The 19,069-nt window shown below is 65.2% G+C and carries 19 protein-coding genes; 2 read left to right on the top strand and 17 right to left on the bottom strand.

All coding sequences use genetic code 11. The features are described 5' to 3' along the window. Positions 1-15: 15 nt before the first annotated feature. The 8 genes from J7355_RS02995 to J7355_RS02955 all read right to left on the bottom strand — a co-directional run bounded on the left by J7355_RS02995 (position 16) and on the right by J7355_RS02955 (position 6,896). On the bottom strand, positions 16-1,161 hold the full coding sequence (locus J7355_RS02995) for an ion channel (protein ID WP_209059828.1): 1,146 nt from the start codon (positions 1,159-1,161) through the stop codon (positions 16-18). Between the two features lie 149 nt (positions 1,162-1,310). Continuing rightward, positions 1,311-1,658, bottom strand: a complete 348-nt coding sequence (locus J7355_RS02990; RefSeq protein WP_209059826.1) for an AzlD domain-containing protein — start codon at positions 1,656-1,658, stop codon at positions 1,311-1,313. Continuing rightward, positions 1,655-2,365 carry an AzlC family ABC transporter permease gene (locus J7355_RS02985; protein ID WP_209059824.1) on the bottom strand — a complete coding sequence of 237 codons (711 nt, stop codon included), beginning with the start codon at positions 2,363-2,365 and terminating at the stop codon, positions 1,655-1,657. The genes J7355_RS02990 and J7355_RS02985 overlap by 4 nt, the downstream gene beginning before the upstream one ends. Before the next feature lie 139 nt (positions 2,366-2,504). Next, entirely contained in the window at positions 2,505-2,900 is a 396-nt protein-coding gene (locus J7355_RS02980) for a DoxX-like family protein (RefSeq protein ID WP_209059822.1), read from the bottom strand. Beyond that, positions 2,890-3,411, bottom strand: coding sequence for a thiol-disulfide oxidoreductase DCC family protein (locus tag J7355_RS02975; RefSeq protein WP_209059820.1), 522 nt, complete (start codon positions 3,409-3,411; stop codon positions 2,890-2,892). The genes J7355_RS02980 and J7355_RS02975 overlap by 11 nt, the downstream gene beginning before the upstream one ends. A gap of 201 nt (positions 3,412-3,612) precedes the next feature. Further along, positions 3,613-4,230 carry a hypothetical protein gene (locus tag J7355_RS02965; protein WP_209059818.1) on the bottom strand — a complete coding sequence of 206 codons (618 nt, stop codon included), beginning with the start codon at positions 4,228-4,230 and terminating at the stop codon, positions 3,613-3,615. 15 nt (positions 4,231-4,245) lie between these two features. Then, complete coding sequence (locus J7355_RS02960) at positions 4,246-6,438, bottom strand: xanthine dehydrogenase family protein molybdopterin-binding subunit (RefSeq protein WP_209059815.1); 2,193 nt, start codon at positions 6,436-6,438, stop codon at positions 4,246-4,248. A 2-nt stretch (positions 6,439-6,440) separates the two neighbouring features. Further along, positions 6,441-6,896 carry a (2Fe-2S)-binding protein gene (locus tag J7355_RS02955; RefSeq protein ID WP_209059811.1) on the bottom strand — a complete coding sequence of 152 codons (456 nt, stop codon included), beginning with the start codon at positions 6,894-6,896 and terminating at the stop codon, positions 6,441-6,443. A gap of 253 nt (positions 6,897-7,149) precedes the next feature. On the opposite strand from J7355_RS02955, the gene J7355_RS02950 reads away from it, so the two are divergent. Beyond that, complete coding sequence (locus J7355_RS02950) at positions 7,150-7,797, top strand: M15 family metallopeptidase (RefSeq protein WP_209059808.1); 648 nt, start codon at positions 7,150-7,152, stop codon at positions 7,795-7,797. A gap of 83 nt (positions 7,798-7,880) precedes the next feature. Here the strand turns inward: J7355_RS02950 and recQ are convergent, their stop codons facing one another. The 3 genes from recQ to J7355_RS02935 all read right to left on the bottom strand — a co-directional run bounded on the left by recQ (position 7,881) and on the right by J7355_RS02935 (position 12,809). After that, on the bottom strand, positions 7,881-9,695 hold the full coding sequence (gene recQ / locus J7355_RS02945; RefSeq protein ID WP_209059806.1) for a DNA helicase RecQ: 1,815 nt from the start codon (positions 9,693-9,695) through the stop codon (positions 7,881-7,883). Between the two features lies 1 nt (position 9,696). Then, positions 9,697-10,401 (bottom strand): hemolysin III family protein, encoded by a 705-nt coding sequence (locus J7355_RS02940; protein WP_209059804.1) that lies wholly within the window; start codon positions 10,399-10,401, stop codon positions 9,697-9,699. A gap of 155 nt (positions 10,402-10,556) precedes the next feature. Further along, entirely contained in the window at positions 10,557-12,809 is a 2,253-nt protein-coding gene (locus tag J7355_RS02935; RefSeq protein ID WP_209059802.1) for an acyl-CoA dehydrogenase, read from the bottom strand. A 272-nt stretch (positions 12,810-13,081) separates the two neighbouring features. Between J7355_RS02935 and J7355_RS02930 the strand changes: the two genes are divergently transcribed. Next, complete coding sequence (locus tag J7355_RS02930; RefSeq protein ID WP_247739729.1) at positions 13,082-13,768, top strand: TetR/AcrR family transcriptional regulator; 687 nt, start codon at positions 13,082-13,084, stop codon at positions 13,766-13,768. 30 nt (positions 13,769-13,798) lie between these two features. Here J7355_RS02930 and J7355_RS02925 read toward each other — a convergent pair whose 3' ends face one another. From J7355_RS02925 to J7355_RS02900, 6 genes are read right to left on the bottom strand one after another with little or no spacing between them, the layout of a single operon-like run. After that, on the bottom strand, positions 13,799-14,167 hold the full coding sequence (locus tag J7355_RS02925) for a PilZ domain-containing protein (RefSeq protein WP_209059799.1): 369 nt from the start codon (positions 14,165-14,167) through the stop codon (positions 13,799-13,801). Next, positions 14,167-15,195: a DNA polymerase III subunit gene (locus J7355_RS02920; protein ID WP_209059798.1), complete on the bottom strand. Its 1,029-nt coding sequence runs from the start codon at positions 15,193-15,195 to the stop codon at positions 14,167-14,169. The genes J7355_RS02925 and J7355_RS02920 overlap by 1 nt, the downstream gene beginning before the upstream one ends. Further along, on the bottom strand, positions 15,192-15,827 hold the full coding sequence (gene tmk, locus J7355_RS02915) for a dTMP kinase (RefSeq protein WP_209059797.1): 636 nt from the start codon (positions 15,825-15,827) through the stop codon (positions 15,192-15,194). Before tmk ends, J7355_RS02920 begins: the two co-directional genes overlap by 4 nt. Further along, positions 15,827-16,834: an endolytic transglycosylase MltG gene (gene mltG / locus J7355_RS02910; RefSeq protein ID WP_209059796.1), complete on the bottom strand. Its 1,008-nt coding sequence runs from the start codon at positions 16,832-16,834 to the stop codon at positions 15,827-15,829. The genes tmk and mltG overlap by 1 nt, the downstream gene beginning before the upstream one ends. A gap of 51 nt (positions 16,835-16,885) precedes the next feature. Then, complete coding sequence (gene pabC, locus J7355_RS02905) at positions 16,886-17,695, bottom strand: aminodeoxychorismate lyase (protein WP_209059795.1); 810 nt, start codon at positions 17,693-17,695, stop codon at positions 16,886-16,888. Further along, positions 17,688-19,043 (bottom strand): aminodeoxychorismate synthase component I, encoded by a 1,356-nt coding sequence (locus J7355_RS02900; RefSeq protein ID WP_209059794.1) that lies wholly within the window; start codon positions 19,041-19,043, stop codon positions 17,688-17,690. Before J7355_RS02900 ends, pabC begins: the two co-directional genes overlap by 8 nt. Between the last annotated feature and the right edge of the window lie 26 nt (positions 19,044-19,069).

The following is a 19,069-nucleotide window of genomic DNA, read 5'->3' as shown; positions in this document are numbered from 1 at the left end:
GAAATCGGCGCGCCGTCAACTGCCGGGCGCGGTCGTGGCGTGCGGCGACTGCGCGGCGATCGCCGCCAGGCATTCACGGATACGCGCCGGCGTCGGCTCCTGATTGGCGCGCACCATCACGATCAACCCGGTGCCGTGGACGCGGGTCTCCGAAGGGGGATTGCAGACGACTTCGCCGGCGTCATCCGTATAAGCCAACGCGGTGCCAAGGTCAGCCTGGATAAGCCCGGCCACCAGATCCGCCCAGCGGAGCCCGTCCACCGGCAGGTCGTAGCGCTGGGAATGATCGCCGTGATGGGTGAATAGATTCTCCATCATCGTTTCCACGCCCGGCGATACGATGGCACGCACGATCAACTCCGGATAGGCGCGAATCGGGCGGATCACGGAATGCGCGCCCAGGTCGCGCAGGCGCTGCCGGTTGGCATCGTTCACGCACTCGACCACCACATGCGTGCGACTTCGGTCGACGTGCTGCATCAGCCGGTGGGTGGTGTCGAACGTCAGGCTGTCGGCGTGGCGATCGTAGTGGTCGTGCGCGAGCACGACCACATGACGCGCGCGCTCGGGTTCGACGCGTGCCAGATCGTCGGCGTTGTCGGCCTCGCCGTGGCGATGCAGCGCGCCGTGAGCACGAAGATCGTCGGGCAGGCCGTGCGGGAAGCCTGTGGTCAGAAACTGGATCGGCACATCGGCAAAAGCGGGTGTTTCACGAATCTGGCGCACGAGGATCTCGCAGTAGTGCGCGCCGTTGAACTTCGGCGTGTTGATGACGAGCAGGTGGTCTTGCATGTCCCAGTCCCATTTACCTTCGATCATGCGCTGGCGGCGCTGCAGGCGATAGTCGATATAGTCGCTGGCCAGTTGCGCAAGCACGGTGATGCCGATCGCATACATCAGCACGGTGGTCGCGATCCGGCCACCGACCGTCGCCGCCGAGAAATCGCCATAGCCCACAGTCGTGAGCGTGGTCAGCGTGAGCCAGATGGCGTCCGACACGCCGATGTCTTCGAACCAGAGCACGGCCAGCGTATGCGCGATCGCCACGCCCAGCAGCACGAGCAGCAGCCGTCGCACACGCGCGCCGATATCGAAATACAGTTCGCGGGCGATACGCTGGTGCGAGCGTCGCCGCAGGCGTTTGAGTCGGAGCTGGAACATGGCGACACGCGCGGGCCGAACAGCGGCCCGCGGCGGTGATTCATTCGACAGACAATGCGCTCACGATACCTGCTGTCCGGGTCAATGCGAACGCCCAACCCGGCCTTTCGAGACGACGGCAGCAGCCCCTTGCTGACAGCAACACAGCCTCAGCCGATATTTACAAGCGCGGTCAAACCCCAGAGTGCGAGCATGCCGGTCGCGATCGTGTAAAAGATGCTGCGCGTGCGCCAGGCCACCACCGCAGCCACCAGCGCCGCGATCAGGCGGAGGTTGTCGGGCGACAGATCGACCGCGCCGTTCTGCACGACGACCGCCGGCCCGATGATCGCCGACAGTACGGCCGCCGGCACGAAGCGCAATGCACGGCGCACACCGGAAGGCATTTCCAGCGAGTCGATCATCGCAATGAACGACCAGCGCAACACGAACGTCAGCAGGCCGGCCGCGGCTATGGTGAACCAGAGCATTGTCGTGCCCAGCGGCTCCGCGTTCATGTCGACGCCTTATCGCCCGCGAGGGTCGAAACGAGCATACCGGTCGCGATACCGGCGAGTGCGCCGAGAATCAGCCCGAGATTCCATGGCAGCGCATGGCCCGCCACCGCGAGCGCGCCGCCGACCAGGGCCGCCGCGCCCGTCGCCCTGTCGGTGATCGACGGCACGACCATTGCCATGAACGTCAGCGGTATGCCGAACTCCAATCCCCACGACTCCGGCAGGCGTGACCCGGCTACCGCGCCGACCACGGTCGCGACCTGCCAGCATAGCCACAGCGGCAGCGCCACGCCGAGATAGAACGCGATCCGGCGCGCAAGCGCTGGACGGTCCGAAAAGCCATAAAGACCCAGCACATAGGCTTGATCGGTGAGCAGATACCCGAGCATGGCCTTGGTACGCGCTCGCGCGCCGCGAAAATGCGGCGCGATCGAGGCGCTGTACATGGTGAAACGCAAGTTGATGAAAAACACCGTGATCAGGATGATCAGCAGCGGCGCGCCGTCGTGTATCAACTGGATCGCGGCGAGCTGGGACGCGCCCGCGAATATCAGCACGGACAGCCCGCTCGCCGCGAGCGGCGACAGCCCCAGCCGAACGGCGACCACCCCTGCAATCAGCGCGAACGGCAGCACGCCGATCAGCACGGGTGCCACCACGCGCGCACCGGAGAGAAAGTCGTCCCGCAGCCCCGTCTGCCCGCCCATGTTCGTGCTCCCCGCCTACCCGAAATGTCACGGCGCCGTCGCCGCCGAAACGCGATATTGCACGATACAGACAAGGCCTGAAACCGTTGCCCGCCCATAGGCTTGAAACGGCATTCGACACCCGAGCGGCGGCGAACGGCTATCGCGTCGGCGATCGCATGGCGGGTTGGCTCGCATAAATCGCATAGCACAGCCCGAGCGCCGCAATATTGGTCGTCGCCGGGTTGAACGCCTGCACGAACAGACCGGGCGCGAAAAGCATAGCGTCCGCCAGCAGAGCGACCAGTAGCGCACCAGCGACGCCAACCGGCCACAGAACGCGTGGGCGCATCGCGATGGCCAGCGCGATCGCGATCTCGAACACGCCCGCGACCGCCGCAAACAGCGCAGGCGGCAACGGCAGGTGATGCGCATTCACCCAGGCGACTTCGACCGGGCTCAGCCAGAGAATCTTTGGCACGAGACCGTGAAAAGCGAACACGAAAGCCAGCGCGTAACGGCAGACGCGATTGATACGCGCCGGCTCAGTCGTCATCGGCAATCGTGTCGTCCAGAAACCGCCGCTCGTGATCCGGGCTCGGCAACACGCATTGATCGTAGCGACCGAAGATCGTGTAGCGGTTTAGCGCGATTCGGTCATAGCACCAGTCGCGCACCACGCGCGGGCATAGTCGTGCCACTGCGAGCAGTTTCCAAGACCAACCGAGCTGAACGACGATTCGCAGAAAGGCATCGCTTTTCTCGAACGCCCGGTCACCCTCGACATAGAGCATGGTGTCGAAGGTCGTCGTCGACATATCGAAATGCGCGAGGATGCGCTGGCCCGCCGGCGACTGCACTGACGCCAGCCGAAACAGGCGCCCATGGTCATGACGAATGATAAATCGGCACCACGCGTTGCAGAGCTTGCACACGCCGTCGAACAGAATCACACGCTCGCCCGCCGCCACCGGCGATGAAGATGGCCGCGCGTTCACGCCGCACCCGGGCGCTGGGTCACATACCGCACCGCTACAACCCCAGTTCGGACAACCCGGGGTGATCATCGGGTCGCCGACCGATCAGCCAGTAAAACTTGCGCTCGTCTGCGCTGATCGGCAAATCGTTGATGCTGGCGATATACCGACTCATGGGCACCACGTTGCGGATGTTCGAATTCTCGTCGCCATAAGCTGGAAGCCGGGAACACGCATCACGGCCACGCCGTTAGTCGTGAAACCAGGCGATGCGAAATCGGCGGATTAGCCCTATTCAACCGGACAATGCGCCCCGGAATGCACCCAGGCGGCGAAGAGCTTGCCGAACTTCTCCTGCGTGCCGGGCACCGGCTGGCGGTCGCCGCCTGGGTTCCAGGCCCAGCCGACGAGGCTGTCTTCGGCCATGTGCTGAATGAGGTCATCCATATCCATGCCGCCGTTGCGATCCTGATCCTTGATCTGGGTGCAGATCTCGGCAAGTGACTTGCCGTACCAGGCCATGGATTTCGGCGCGAGATGCCATTTCGGGTTGCCGGGCACGCCGTTGCCGACCGGGTCGACATTCTGGGGCTGGTGGCAGGTGCTGCAGACCATGCCGGGGGCGCCGTGGTTGTCCGGCCCGCGCACGACCGGCGGTTCATGCGGGCGCATGTCCAGGCCCTGGCGCGGGGTGTCGGAAACGGGATGGCAGTTCACGCAGCGCGGGTGCTGGATGACCTTGCCGGCCTCCTTGAACATGGCACGCGAACGCTCGGTTTCATCCTCGATCTGGCTGAAGGCTTCGGGCCCCTTGAGCTCTTGGCTGCTTGGGAGTTCGGTGGCATGCACGCTGCCCAGCAGGCCAAGGCCCAGAGCAGCGGTAAAGCTGGCGATACGTAGAATATTCACGGTGGCCGGCATCCTTTAGGAAATGGTCACGAAAGGCAGATCGCGCACGGTGTCGCCGGTGAGGCGGCGCCAGGCGTTGGCGAGCGCGGGGGCGATCGGCGGCACGCCGGGTTCGCCCACGCCGGTGGGGTCGGCATCGGATTGCACGATGGTGACCTTGACCTCCGGCATTTCGTGAATACGCAGCGAGCGGTAGCGGTCGAAGTTGGCCTGCGCGACCGTACCGCCCTCTTCCAGCGTGATCTCGTTATACAGCGCGGCGCTCAGGCCGTAGCCGATACCGCCTTCCATCTGTGCGGTGATGACGTTCGGGTTCACGGCCACGCCGCAGTCCACCGCGCACCAGACCTTGTTCACCTTCGGGCGGCCGTCGTCGTCGCGCGAGACTTCCACGATCTGGGCGACATAGCTGCCAAAAGACTTGTGTACGGCCACGCCGCGGGCGCGATCGGGTGACGACGGTTCGAGCCCGCCGGCGAGATCGGCCACAGCCTTGAGCACGCCAGCATGGCGCGGATGTTCGCCGAGCATGGCGATCCGGCCTTCGATCGGGTCCTTCTCGGCGAGTTCGAGCAGCTCGTCGACGAACGTTTCTGTCGAGTACGCGGTATGCGTATGGCCGACCGAGCGCCACCAGAGAATCGGTACGCCGGCTTCGCCGTCGTGCAGCGAAACGCGGAAGTTGTCGATCGCATACGGCAAGTCTTCCGCGCCTTCGACCGAGGACGGATCGATCCCGTCCTTGATCATCGCCGCGAAGGCGCTGCCGCCGAAAATGGACTGGCCGACGATGGTCTGATCCCAGCCGACGATATTGCCGTCGGCATCCACGCCGCCGGTCAGGCGATGCACGTTCAGCGGGCGATACCAGCCGCCCTGGATATCGTCCTCGCGCGACCACACCAGCTTGAGCGGGCGCGACTCGGCATGTGCCTTGGCCACATGCGCGGCTTCCGCGGCCAGCGGGCTGCCCGGCTGGGCACGCCGGCCGAAGCTGCCGCCGGCGAACATGGTGTGAATGGTCACCTGCGGGGGTTCGATACCGAAGACCTCGGCGATCGCACCCTGGTCCCCGGTCTGCAACTGCGAGCCGAACCAGGTCTCGACCGTGCCTTCCCCGGCATGGATCACGCAGTCGAGCGTTTCCATCGGCGCATGGGCCAGATAGGGGAAGCTGTATTCCGCGGTGAGCGTCTTCGTGGCCGTACCCACCTGTTCCGGCTTGCCGCGCGAGGCCGCGGTCTTGCCCGGCTTCTGGGCGCGCTCGCGGTAGTGTTCGGTTATCTGGCGGCTGGAACGGGTTTCGGCCTTGGCCGTGTTCCATTCGATCTGCAGCGCGCGCCGGCCCTGCAGCGCGGCCCAGGTGTCTTCGGCATAGACCGCCACGCCGGTAGGAATCTGCTGGATATCGACCACGCCCGGGGTTTTCATCGCCGCGGCCTTGTTCACCGAGGCCACCGTGGCGCCGAACTGCGGCGGGTGGGCGACCATGACAGTGAGCATGTCGTCGAAATGCAGGTCCTGGGTGAACAGGGCCCGGCCGTCGGTCTTGATGTTCGTATCCAGCTTCGGCACGTCGGTGCCGATGAGCTTGAATTCGCTGGCCTTCTTGAGCGGCACGTCCTCGGGCGGGTCGTACTGCGCAGCGGCCTGGGCGAATTCGCCGAATTTGGCGGACTGGCCGCTGCCGGCATGCGAGATCACGCCTTTTTCGACCGTGATCTCACTCTCCGGTACCGACCACTGTTCGGCCGCGGCGCGTACCAGCAGCGCCCGGGCCGTCGCGCCCGCCTTGCGCATCTGATTATAGGAATTGGCGATCGCGGTAGAGCCGCCGGTGCCCTGCATACCGAAGGCGAAGTTCTTGTACAGCTCGGAGTCGGCCGGCGCGCTGGCGGCGCGCATCTGGGACCAGTCCGCATCCAGTTCTTCGGCCACCAGCGTGGACAAACCGGTGAACGGCCCTTGGCCGAATTCGATGTGCTTGATAAGTACGGTAACGGTGTTGTCCGGCGCGATCCGCACAAAGGCATTGGGGGCGAAATCGGCGTTTTCGCCACCCAGAAGCGCGGAATTCGCCGCGCCCAGGTCGGCCTCGGCGGCACGCCCGCGTCCCGGCAGCGCCATGGCGATGACCAGGCCCGCACTGCCCCAGGCGGCGTTGCGCAGGAAGGCACGCCGGCTCAGCGATGTGGTTGTCATGCTCATGGTTACGCCTCTAGCGTGTCTGCGGCGTCGTGCACGGCCTGGCGAATGCGCACATAGGTCGCACAGCGGCAGATGTTGCCGGCCAAGGCGTTGTCGATATCGGTATCGCTGGGCGCGGGTTTTTCCTTGAGCAGCGCAACGGCGGTCATCACCTGGCCGGACTGGCAGAAGCCACATTGAGGCACGTCGATGGCGCGCCAGGCGTTCTGGATGGCTTCGTACTCGGCGCCGTCCATGCCCTCAATGGTGGTGATCTCGTGATCGACGGCGAATTTCAGCGGCGTCACGCAGGAGCGCTGCGGCTTGCCGTCCACCATCACCGTGCAGGCGCCGCACTGGGCCACGCCGCAGCCATACTTGGTGCCGGTGAGCTTGAGCCGGTCGCGAATGGCCCAGAGCAAAGGCATGTCCTCCGGCGCGTCGATATCGTGGCTCGACCCGTTGACGGTAATCTTCATGTGCCGCGATCCCCCGTTTACTTGTATGAGGCAAATGTACCGCTTCAGGTCATGAGCGCAACCCCGCGAAATGCAGATTATCGGTATCGCGACCGGCTATCATTTGCATCGAATTCTCAACAACTTGCATTGCCCACTCGATTACCCTGTGCGGCTCGCCCAGCTTTCACGAACGCCAATACCCCCGATTCCCCAACAGCCCATACCACCCCAGCCAACGCCCGACACGCCGCGTATTCGCGCGTTACCCATCGTGGACAATGGCGAACCCCTGGTACCCGCCAGCCTCGCTCCCGAACAGGTGCTCGCCCGCCCGCGCTATCACCTCGAAGGTCTGCCGGGTGCCTTGCCGGAATGTTTTGTGAGGGAAGGCGTATGGACGCGCCTGCTGGCCGCCGCCGCGGCGCTGCCCACGGGTCATCGGCTGGTGCTGTTCGATACCTGGCGACCGGTCGGGCTGCAGCGCTGGCTGTTCGAACGCTTCGTGGCCGAATGTGAAGAACACGAACCCGGGGCCGGTCTCGAACAGGCCGAATCGTTCGTTTCGCGCCCCATGGCGGATAGCCAGACCAACCCGCCCTATCACCTCACCGGCGGCGCGGTGGATCTGTCGATCGTCGACCCGCGCGGGCGGTTACTCGACATGGGTACCGATTTCGACACCATGACCGCGGCATCGCATACGCGAGCGTTCGAAGACGCTGCGGCTGCAGGCGAGCGCACGATCCGCGACAACCGGCGTTTGCTCTATCACGCCATGATCGACGCCGGCTTCGTGAACCTGCCGAGCGAATGGTGGCACTACGACTACGGTGACCAGCTGTGGGCCTGGACGCGGGACGAACCGCAGGCGATCTATGGCGCGGCGCGACCGACGTTTCGATGGGGCGCGGTGCCGTGAAACGCGGCGGATAGCCATAGCCTGGGCGTTGCCGACGAAGCCCGGCGCGGCGACGCTAGCGCGCGAGCGCCGCTAACGTTCGTCTACGACACGTGTGCGGCGATGACGTCCACGAAAGCGCGCCCGTAGGCATCGCGCTTCTTTTCACCGATGCCGGGCACGTCCGCGAGTTCGCGCACTTCGGTCGGCCGTCGCGCCAGCATCTCGCGCAGCGTCGCATCGTGAAAGATCACGTACGGGGGCACGTCCTGTTCCTTCGCGAGGTCGAGGCGCAGCGCCCGTAACGCCTCCCAGAGCGGTTCGTCCTCGAGCTCGATCGGCGGCAGTTCCTTTTTCAGCCGGCTGCGGCTGCGGCTACGCTTGGCGCTGCGGTCCACCCGCAGCTCCAGCGTCTCCCGGCCCTTGAGCAGGTCGCGACAGGTGCCCCCGAGCGCGAGCCCGCCATAGGCCTGGTCCACCCGCACGTAACCGAGCGCGATCAGCTGTCGCAGCACGGAACGCCACTGCTTGGTTTCGGTTTCGGCGCCAACGCCGAATGTCGAGAGCCGGTCGTGGCCGAGTTCCTTTGCGCGATCGCTGTCGCCGCCGCGCAGATGGCTGATCACATAGCCGGTGCCGAACCGCTGCCCGGTGCGATAGATCGCGGATAGCGCCATGCGCGCGTTGCGTGTCGCGTCGTAAGTTTCGGGCGGGTTGAGACAGGTGTCGCAGTTGCCGCAGGCCGCATCGCACTGCTCACCGAAATAGCCGAGCAGGCTCACCCGGCGGCAACTGGCCAGCTCGCAGTAGGCCAACATGGCGTCGAGCTTGGCGCGCTCGACGCGCTTGCGCTCCTCGGGCGCGTTGCCCTGCTCGATCATGCGCGTGCGCTGAACCACGTCGTTGAGCCCGTACAGCATCCAGGCCGTGGCCGGCGCGCCGTCACGGCCGGCGCGGCCGGTCTCCTGGTAATAGGCTTCCATGCTTGCCGGCAGATCGACATGGGCGACGAAGCGGACATCGGGCTTGTCGATACCCATGCCGAAGGCGACCGTCGCACACACGATCACCCCCTCTTCGCGCAGAAAGCGCGCTTGGTGGGTCTGGCGCAGCGCTGCGGGCAAGCCGGCGTGATACGCAAGCGCGGTCTTGCCGCGCGCATTCAGCCATTCGGCTGTTTCCTCGGTCTTGCGTCGCGACAGGCAGTAGACGATGCCCGCATCGCCGTCGTGCTCGCGCTCGATGAAATCGAGCAGCTGCTGGCGCGCACTGCCGCGCTCGGCGACGCGATACTGGATGTTGGGCCGGTCGAAGCTGTGCAGATAGATCGCGGCGCGTTCCAAGCGCAGGCGTTCGACGATCTCGTCGCGCGTGGGCAGATCGGCCGTGGCCGTGAGCGCGACACGCGGAATGTCCGGAAACCGGTCCGCGAGCGCGGCCAGCTGGCGATACTCGGGCCTGAAGTCGTGTCCCCACTGGGATACGCAATGCGCTTCGTCGATTGCGAACAGCGAGACATGGCAGTCCGCGACGAGGTCCAGCATGCGCGGCTGCATGAGCCGCTCCGGCGCGACGTATACGAGATCGATGGTGCCGGCACGCATGGCCTGCTCGATATCCACCTGGCGGCCGAATTCGAGCGTCGAGTTCAGATACGCTGCGCGCACGCCGAGCTGCTCGAGCGCGGCCACCTGGTCCGCCATGAGCGCAATCAGCGGCGAGACCACGATGGCCACACCGCTGCGCACCAGCGCCGGAATCTGGTAGCACAGCGACTTGCCACCGCCGGTGGGCATGAGCACCAGGGCATCCTGGCCGGCACAGACGGCATCGATGATTTCGGCCTGACGCCCCCGGAAAGCGTCGTAGCCGAACACCGATTGCAGTACGGCGGTCGGCGTGCGCGCCTCGTCCTGCATGCTAGCCCAGCAGCTCGAGCGCGGCCGGCGCGAGCGGGATCACGTAGAACAGCACGGCGAAGAAATGGAACACGCTGCCGCCGATCACGAACAGATGCCAGATCGCATGGTTATAGGGCATGCGATTCCAGACATAGAACAGCACGCCGACCGTGTAAGAGATGCCGCCGGCCAGCAGCAGCCACACGCCGCCCATGGCGACGTTCTCGATCACCGGGCCGATCACCAGCACGACGGTCCAGCCCATGGCTACATAGAAGGCGGTCGACAGATACTTCACATCGTTGAGCCGCGTGAGCTTGATCAGCACGCCGCCGATCGCGAGCGACCAGATCAGGGCGAACAGGCTCCAACCCCAGACACCACGCAGGTTGACCAGCGTGAAAGGCGTATAGGTGCCGGCGATCAACACGTAAATCGCCAGGTGATCGAAGACCTTGAGCACGCTCTTCGCGCGCGGCGGCGCGATGGCGTGGTACAGCGTGGACGACAGATGGCTGAGAATCAGGCTGGTGCCGAAAATGCTCACGCTGATCACGTGCCAGACATCACCATGCAGCGCGGCATAGACGACGAGAAGCACCAGCCCCGCGATCGAAAGCGCGGTGCCGATGCCCGAGGTGATCGCGTTGGCGATCTCTTCGCCGAGGGTGTAGCCGGAGCTGTTCACGCGCGGCTGGTTCGGTGTGCTGGCGGTCGTTGTCATGGCGCGCATTCTGCCATGCGCCGGGCTCATTTGCCGCTGCAATGGCGTCGATAGGCAACGCACCGAACCCGGCCCGCAGGCCGTAGCCGCGCCCCGAACGAAAAACGGGCGCCCCCGAAGGAGGCGCCCGTCTGTCTCAGGCTAGCGAGCCAGCGCTACTGATTGGCCGCACGTGCCATGTGCGGGGCCTCGCGATTGTCGGCGACCTCGTCCTTGTAATAGTCCTCGGCCGAGAAGGTATCGACCTGGATCGCCTCCATGCGGGCGGCTTCGGCGCGACGAATCTTGTCGCCCTCGTCCTGCGTGATCACACCGGCTTCGACCGCGGGGTCGATCGCCGCGACCAGATCCGTGGCCTCGACCTGTTTCTTGTGCATGGCCTTGCGAACCTTGAAGGTCGCGGTCTGTGCATCGCTGACCAGTCGCCAGGCGTGGATCAGGCGGCCCATGCCGGGTTCATCGTCGCGCGGCGTACCCAGCCCGCCGGCAACGCGCGCATACTGCTCGCCCGGCTTCTGGATGCTGGCGGCGACCGCTCGATCCATGGCGTCCTTGGGCCCGGTGGACAGCGGGTTGATACGCAGCCAGAACCGGCCCGGGTAGCGCAGGAACCAGCCGATCACCGGCACATCGAAGTTCGCGTAGATGCCTTCGAATGCCTGCTGGATCTGCTGCAGGCTGTAACGCAGCGCCCAGTGCACCAGCGGCAGGTCTTCCTTACGGCGACCTTCGGCATCGAAACGCCGCAACGTGGTCACGCCGAACAGCATCCACGACAACGCATCCGCAAACCGCCCCGACAGCTTTCCGCGCTGCTTGAGCTTGCCGCCGATCAGGAACATCGCCAGATCGGTCATGAAGGCAAAGCGGCTGGCGGCCCAGCCGAGCTTGCGGAAGTACTGCGCGGTTTCATCGTTGACCGGCGTGCGCACCGTCCAGCCGCGCGTGAGCCCGCGCACGATCCCGCGGAAGAAGTTGGCTGTCGAATGCCGCATCCATCCGAGGATGGCCTTGCGGAACGCCGGCACATCGTCCGCCTGGATGGCGTTGAGCGTATCCAGCGCATGCGGATGACAGCGCACCGCGCCCTGCCCGAAGATCATCAGCGTACGGGTCAGGATATTCGCGCCCTCGACGGTGATACCGACCGGCGCACCGACATACCCGCCGCCGAGGATGTTGTTCGGCCCCTGCATGACGCCGGCCCCGGCCATGACATCCATGCCGTCCGTGACCAGCTGCTGGCCCACTTCCGTGGTCTGCTGCTTGAGGATCGCCGAAATGACCGGCGGGTGGTTGCCATTATCGACACCGGCACAGACGTAGATACGTGCCGATTCCATGGCATAAGTCAGCGCCGCGATGCGCGCCACGCGGGTTTCCACCCCTTCCATGAGGCCGACCGGAATTCCGAACTGCTCGCGCACCATGCTGTACGGGCCGGTTGCCGCCGCGCTGACCTTGGCGAGTGCCACGCCGCCGGCGGGCAGCGAAACCGCGCGGCCACCGCCGAGCTGCTCCATGAGCATGCGCCAGCCCTGGCCCGCGCCGTCGCGGCCGCCAACGATATTGTCGACCGGCGCGATGACGTCCTTGCCATAGATCGGCCCGTTGTCGAACGGCCCGATCGGCAGATGATGATCGCCCAGCTCCAGCCCCTCCGTGCCCTTCTCGAGCATCACGACGCTGATACCGGGGAACTCGCCCTTGCCGAGCAGGTTGTCCGGGTCGTGAAGAGAACAGGCGAGGCTCACGATGTTCGCGACCGGCGCGAGCGTGATGTAGCGCTTGGAGAAATTAAGCCGGATCTTGGCCTCACCGTCCATGTCCTTGAAGACCACGCCTTCGGCCTTGATCGACGCGGCGTCCGAACCGGCGGTCGGCTCGGTCAGGCCAAAGCACGGCACGAGCTCGCCGCTGGCAAGACGCGGCAGGTACTTGTCCTTCTGCGCATCCGTGCCGTACTCGATCAGCAGCTCGGCGGCACCCAGCGTGTTGGGGATGACCACCAGTGTGCCGATCGGGCCGAGGTTCGAGGTCTTCATCATTACCGCGCTGCGGCCCAGCACGGAAAAGCCCGAGCCGCCGTACTCCTTCGGGATAATCAGCCCGAAGAAGCCCTTCTCGCGCAAAAACTGCCAGATATCGTCCGGAATGCGGCGCGTTTCGCGCAGCTTCCAGCTGTCGACCTTGTGCAGCAGTTCCTCGACCGGGCCATCCAGAAACGCCTGCTCTTCGGCCGGTAGCGCCGGATAGGCTTCTGCCATGATGCGGCGAAAATCCGGATTACCGCTGAAGAATTCGCCGTCCACCCAGACCGATCCGGCTTCGAGCGCGTGACGCTCGGTATCCGAGATCTTGGGCAACAGCTTGGCGTCGTTGATTTTTTTGAGAAGCGTGGCAAACATGGCGTCTCCGGGGTATTCCCAACAAGATGAACGATCTAGCGGCCTTGCGCGGCCGTCGGTCTTGACTCGTGTCTGGTTCGACTATACCCCGCCACGGTGCACTGCACAAAGATAATTGAAATTATCATTTGCGCCGATGACCCTGTGCGTACGCGACATGACCCGTGCGATTTAAAGTTGCACACAATTATCTCAAGCAGTTACACAAACTTGGGCGCACTCGTTCAGGTTGCTAGAGTTACCCGTCACACGCCGCGTAATGGGGATTACTGTTGATTGACCGGTATCCGAGAACGACAAGCGAACGCGAACGCACCCTGGCCCGTCTGGACCCGGCAACACGCCAGCGCATCGAAGCCGCCGCGCTCGATCTCTTTTCGGAGCGCGAGTTTCACCGGGTCAAACTGATCAACATCGCGCGCGAAGCCCGCATCAGTCTGCAGACGCTGTACAAGTACTACGGCAGCAAGGAAGCCGTGCTGTTCGCCAGCCTCGATACCTGGCTCGGCGACCTGGCCACGCGGATGATCGATCACCTGCAGGGCATCGAGAATTTCGAGGATCGCCTGCGCAAGGTGTTCTGGGTGCTGCTGGATTACTTCGAACGCAATCCCAAGGTCGCGCAGATCATCCTCAGCTCGGTGTACCTGAGCACATGGCGCGATGACGAGACCTTCCGTCAGCCTGCGCTGATGTCGGTGTTTCTCGGCGTGATTCAGGATGGCCGCGAACGCGGCATTCTTACCGACGAAGTCGACGAGATCGAGATTTCCGACTTCATCTGGGGTGTGGCCAACCGCACGGTGGCCATGTGGTTGCTTCGCGGTCGCAAGAAGCCGCTGACGGCGAACGCCCCCGCCCTGTTCAACATGGTGTGGCGCGCGATTGCCAGCGAGCAGGTGCTCACCGAGCAGCTGCTCGGCCGCTCGATGCCCGAAAACACCGCGGCAACCGGCTGAGAACGCTTCGCCGCGCGGCGAGGCGCGGCGCTAGAGCGTGTGCGTCGCGCGCGGACTTTCGAGCATGCCCGCCAGCAACGTTTCCAGACGCCGCTGGGTCGCGCCGTTGTCCTGGTTCGAGAACTGGATGCCGATACCCGAGGGGCGCTGGACGCCGCCGCCGCGGGGCGTTACCCAGATTACCTTGCCGGCGACCGGCATCCGTTCGTTCTGCTCGACAAGATGCATGAGCAGGAAAACGTCGCTGCCCATGTCGTAGCGTGCGTTGCCGAGCGTGGCCTGCGTCACGAACAGCCCGCCATTGGTCACGAACGGCATGTAGGCGACGAACAGCTCGTCCCGATCCTTGATGTCCAGGCGCACGATGCCGGACTGACTGGCAACATTGGGTTCGGTCATCATGCAGTTCGCCTCCGCTTGAGACAGCTTTTCAGGCTCAGGAACAACGACTCTATCACCAGCTGCCAGTCGGCGTTAGTGCGTGCCAGCCGGGCCGTATCGGCCACCCGCGCGCACCAGGGCTGAAACACGAACGGATCGAGCCGGATCGCGATACGCGCGAGCGACTCGGGCAGATCGCGGCGGCTTGGAGTGCCCGCCCCGGGATCGGTGCCTGCTTGTGCGGCCTCCAGGGCCGCGGCCAGCATCGCGCCCGCCCGGCGGTAGAGCCAATCCATGAACAGATCCCGGGGCTGACCGGCCAGACGTTCGGATATCAGGGCGATGTCCTCGCGCCCGCGAATGGCGTTGGCGAGATCGTCGTCCCAGGCGGACACGAGGCTTGCGTAATCGCGCGACGCCCGCTCGATGACGCCGAACGGTGCGCGCAGGCTGTCGGCATCGAGATCGGCCACATCGACACCCGCCGCGTCGAGCCACGATGCCGCTGTCTCCGGGTCCGGCGGCGGCACGCGCCAGAGCTGACAGCGACTGCGTACCGTGGCCATAAGCGCCGATACCCGATCGGTAACCAGCACGATATGACAATCTCGGGGCGGCTCTTCCAGCGTCTTGAGCAGGCTGTTCGCCGCGCTGGGCGACAGATCCTCGGCAGGCTCGATCCAGCCGATGCGGCCCGTCGCGTATTGCGGCGTAAGGTGCAGACGCTCGGAGAAGGCGCGCACCTGATCCACCTTGATCAGCTTGCCCCGCTCTTCGGGAACGAGACGCGATATGTCGGGATGGGTATCGGCCAGGCGCTGACGACAGGTCGCACACTGATCGCAGGCATCTCCGTTCTCGAGGCGCTCGCAGCACAAAAGCGCCGCGACGATGCGTTCCGCGAAGCGGCGTTTGCCCACGCCGGGCGGGCCGCACACCAGCAATCCATGGGCGACGCGATCGCTTTCGATCGCCTGCCCGAAATGCCCCCACAGCGGCGCATGCCACGGCGGTGCACGGCGCGATGCCTCGGCCGCGTCGGTCATGGCCAGTCCGCAAGGGCGGTTTCGATCTGGCGGCGTACCGCTGCCGGCGAGGCCTCGGCGTCGATCACGCGATAGCGCGCCGGCGCGGCGTGTGCACGCGCGAGATACGCGGCACGCACGCGTTCATGAAATGCAACCGTTTCGCGGTCGAAACGATTGCCGTCCCCGCGCTTGCCGGCACGGGCAAGCCCTGCTTCGACCGGAATGTCGAAAACCAGCACGCCGTCCGGCCGACGCTCGCCCTGCACCAGCCGCTCGAGCGTGGCGACCGCCGCGTCGCCGAGTCCGCGCGCAGCACCCTGGTAGGCATAGCTGGCATCGGTAAACCGGTCGGTCACTACCCACGCGCCGCGTGCAAGCGCCGGCTCGATCACCTGCGACAGATGCGCGGCGCGGGCGGCGAACATCAGCAGTAGTTCGCTCATGGCCGGCATGGGGTGATCGTATTCGTTCATCAATACGCCGCGAACCGCTTCGCCGAGACGCGTGCCGCCCGGTTCACGCGAGGTGACGACATCCAGTCCGCGGCCACGCAATATCGCAGCCACCATCTCGATCTGGGTGCTCTTGCCGGCGCCCTCGCCGCCCTCGAGCGCAATCAGCCGCGGCGCGTCTGTGACCGGTTCCGTCATCACGACCCACGCTGATACTTGTCGACCGCGCGATTGTGTTCGGATAGTGAATCCGAAAACACATGGCTGCCATCGCCCCGGGAGACGAAATACAGGGCATCGCCCGGGGCGGGATCGAGGGCGGCCTTGATCGCCGCGCGCGAAGGCATGGCAATCGGCGTCGGCGGCAGCCCGGTGCGGGTATAGGTGTTGTAGGGCGTATCGCGCCGCAGGTCCGAACGACGGATGTTGCCATCGTAGTCCTCGATGCCGTAAATCACGGTTGGGTCGGTCTGCAGACGCATGCCTTTTTCAAGCCGACGCGTGAACACGCCCGCGATGCGCCCCCGCTCTTCCGGGACGGCGGTTTCCTTCTCGATGATGGAGGCCAGAATCAGGGCTTCATAAGGCGTTTCCACCACCGTGTTTTCCGAGCGGTTCTCCCAAGCCTCGTCCAGAAATGTCTGCATGGCGTCGTACGCGCGCTTGAGGAACGCGATATCCGTCATGCCACGCGGGAACAGATAGGTATCGGGCATGAAGCGGCCTTCGGCCTGCTCGTCCGGATGGCCGATCGCGGCCATCACCTCGGCCTCGCTCTTGCCGGTGAGCTTCTGGTCGAGCGCATCGTTGGATTCGATCAACTGCCTTATCTCGCTGAAGCGCCGGCCTTCCACGAGCGTGATCCGGTATTGACGCGTCTTGCCGGAAACCAGCAGTTCGAGCAGATGGGCCGGCGTCTGGCGTGCGGGTACTGCGTATTCGCCGGCCTTGATGCGATTGGCCACGCCCTGATAACGCGCATACAACGACAGATAGCGCGCATCGCGCGCATTCACGATCACGCCCTCCTCGACCAGGCGTGCGGCAATCGCGTTGAAGCTCATGCCGGATTCGACGGTGACCAGCTGTCCCGACGTATTATGCAGCGGCGACGTGAAGAACCGTCCCGCATCTAGGCCGAGCGCCGCGCCAGCGAGCAGCCCGACGGCAACGAATATCCAAATCACTCGCTTGATCACCGGCACCTGCCTGTTCCTTCGTCGCGCCCGGCGTATTGCCCGCGCGATGTGGTTCCGTTATTCGATAATGCCGCGCGCCCACACGGCGGCTCGCTCACTGTACGTCAGCGCCCTGCCGTCGAGCGCGTTCACGGGGGCCACCCCGCCGACGCTGTTGCACGCCAGCGCTGCACCGAACTGCCCCAGCTCGTCGGGCCGGATATCGCGTTCGTGCAACGTGATACCGGACCGGCCCAGAGCGCGGATCAGTCGCTGGCGTGTGGCCCCGATGATACCGGCTCGGGTGATGGCCGGGGTATGCCACGCGTCGTTCGCGTCCACGAAAAACAGATTGCGCATGGTGGTCGCGACCACGAAACCTTCGCTGTCGGCCATCCAGGAATCGGCGTCGCCGCGCTCGTCACAGGCCGCCCGAGCCAGCACCTGCTCCAGGCGGTTGAGATGTTTCACCCCGGCGAGGCGCGGCTGGCAGGCCAGCGCGATCGGCGAGCGGCGCAATGTCAGTGCCGCAGGCTCGCCGTGCGCGTGTGCGGGCAAGGCATGCGCGGACACGATACGCCGCGCGCTGTCGTGCGGCGGCGCATAACCGCGGCCGCCACTGCCGCGGCTGATGATGATCTTCAGTATGCCGTCCCGTTCGTTCGGAAACAGAGCACGAAGATCGCGCTCGAGCACGCTCTGATCTGGTGCCGGGAGCGACAACGCCGCGCAGTCGTAGGCCAGCCGGGCCTGATGCTCGTCCCAGGCCAGCGGGCGGCCGCGCGCAATCCGCACGGTACGGAATATGCCGTCGCCGTAGGCAAGGCCGCGATCGTCCGCAGGTATCGCGCCGCACGGCTCGCCGTCGACCAGAACCTCGCTAGCCATACGGCCTTCCCGCGCTGTCGACGAAACTTCGCAATACGCCGCGCGCCTTTACGCGGGTTTCCTCAAGTTCTTTCTGCGGATCCGAATCTGCCACGATTCCCGCCCCGGTGCGCAATGTAAGCTGCCGGCCGCGCTGCGTGAGCGAGCGAATGACGATATTCGTGTCCAGGCGGCCGCAGCGGCTCAGATACCCGATGCTGCCGGTATACGGTCCGCGGCCCTCGCCTTCCAGTTCCGCGATGATCTCCATGCAGCGCACTTTCGGACACCCGGTGATGGTGCCGCCGGGAAACACCGCGCGCAGCGCCCTTCCGGCCCCGACATCCACCGCCAGCTCGCCCCGGATGTTGGACACGATGTGATGCACGTGGGCATAGGATTCGGCGACCATGAGCTCGTCGACCGCAATACTGCCGGGCCGACAGACGCGGCCCAGATCGTTGCGCTCGAGATCGATGAGCATGACGTGTTCGGCCCGCTCCTTCGGATGCGCGAGCAACGCCTGCGTCATCCCGGCGTCGGTGCCCGGCGTGCGTGCGCGCGTGCCGGCGATCGGCCGGGTCTGGGCGATACCGTTCTCCACGAGCATGAGGCGCTCGGGCGACGAGCAGGCCAGCGCGGCGCCCTCCCACTGGACGAGCGCCGAAAACGGCGCCGGGTTGGCGTCGCGCAACGCCGCATAGACGCTGGCCGGGGCCGCACCTTCGTGCAGCGTGCCGCGCCAGGCGCGCGACAAATTCACCTGAAATACGTCGCCGGCGTGGATGAGATCGCGCGCGCGGCGGACACGCGACATGTATTCATCCGGCGGTTGTTCTACCCAATTCGCGGCCAGCGGATCCGATGCCACCGTACGCGCGCCGGCCAGATCCTGCTGCATCTGCTCGAGTCGGTCGTCGTTGCCTTCCGACACAAACAACAGCCGGCCTTCGCGACGATCGTGGATGATCGCCGCCGGGCATCGTACGGCGAAGGCATCGGCAAAGGCGCCGTCCGGATCGACCGGCAGATCGAGCGTCGGCTCGACGCCCTGCGCCATCTCGTACCCGAGATAGACAAACCACCCGCCGACAAACGGCACGCCCGGCACGGGCTCATGGCGCTGCGCGTTCAGCCGATCGAGCGCGTCAAAGAATGCCGCACCGGACTCGTCCGCGGCCGCGCCCCGAATCGTGTCCCCCGGATACGCCAGGAGGATGTCGAAACGGCTCTGCGCCGCCGCGCCGGCACTGCTTTCCAGAAGAAAGGGATAACGTTCGGGAAAGGCCGAAGCCAGACGCAACAGGTCCGGCGTCTGCGAGATCGCGCTTTCGACGATTCGCAGATCGCCCGCTTCGTAAGCGCGCACCGATCGAGCCTGGCGTGGATGGACGC

This window comes from Endozoicomonas sp. G2_2 (genome assembly GCF_017744135.1).
Classification (GTDB): domain Bacteria; phylum Pseudomonadota; class Gammaproteobacteria; order Nevskiales; family Salinisphaeraceae; genus Salinisphaera.
This window is presented reverse-complemented; position numbering and strand designations above follow the sequence as displayed.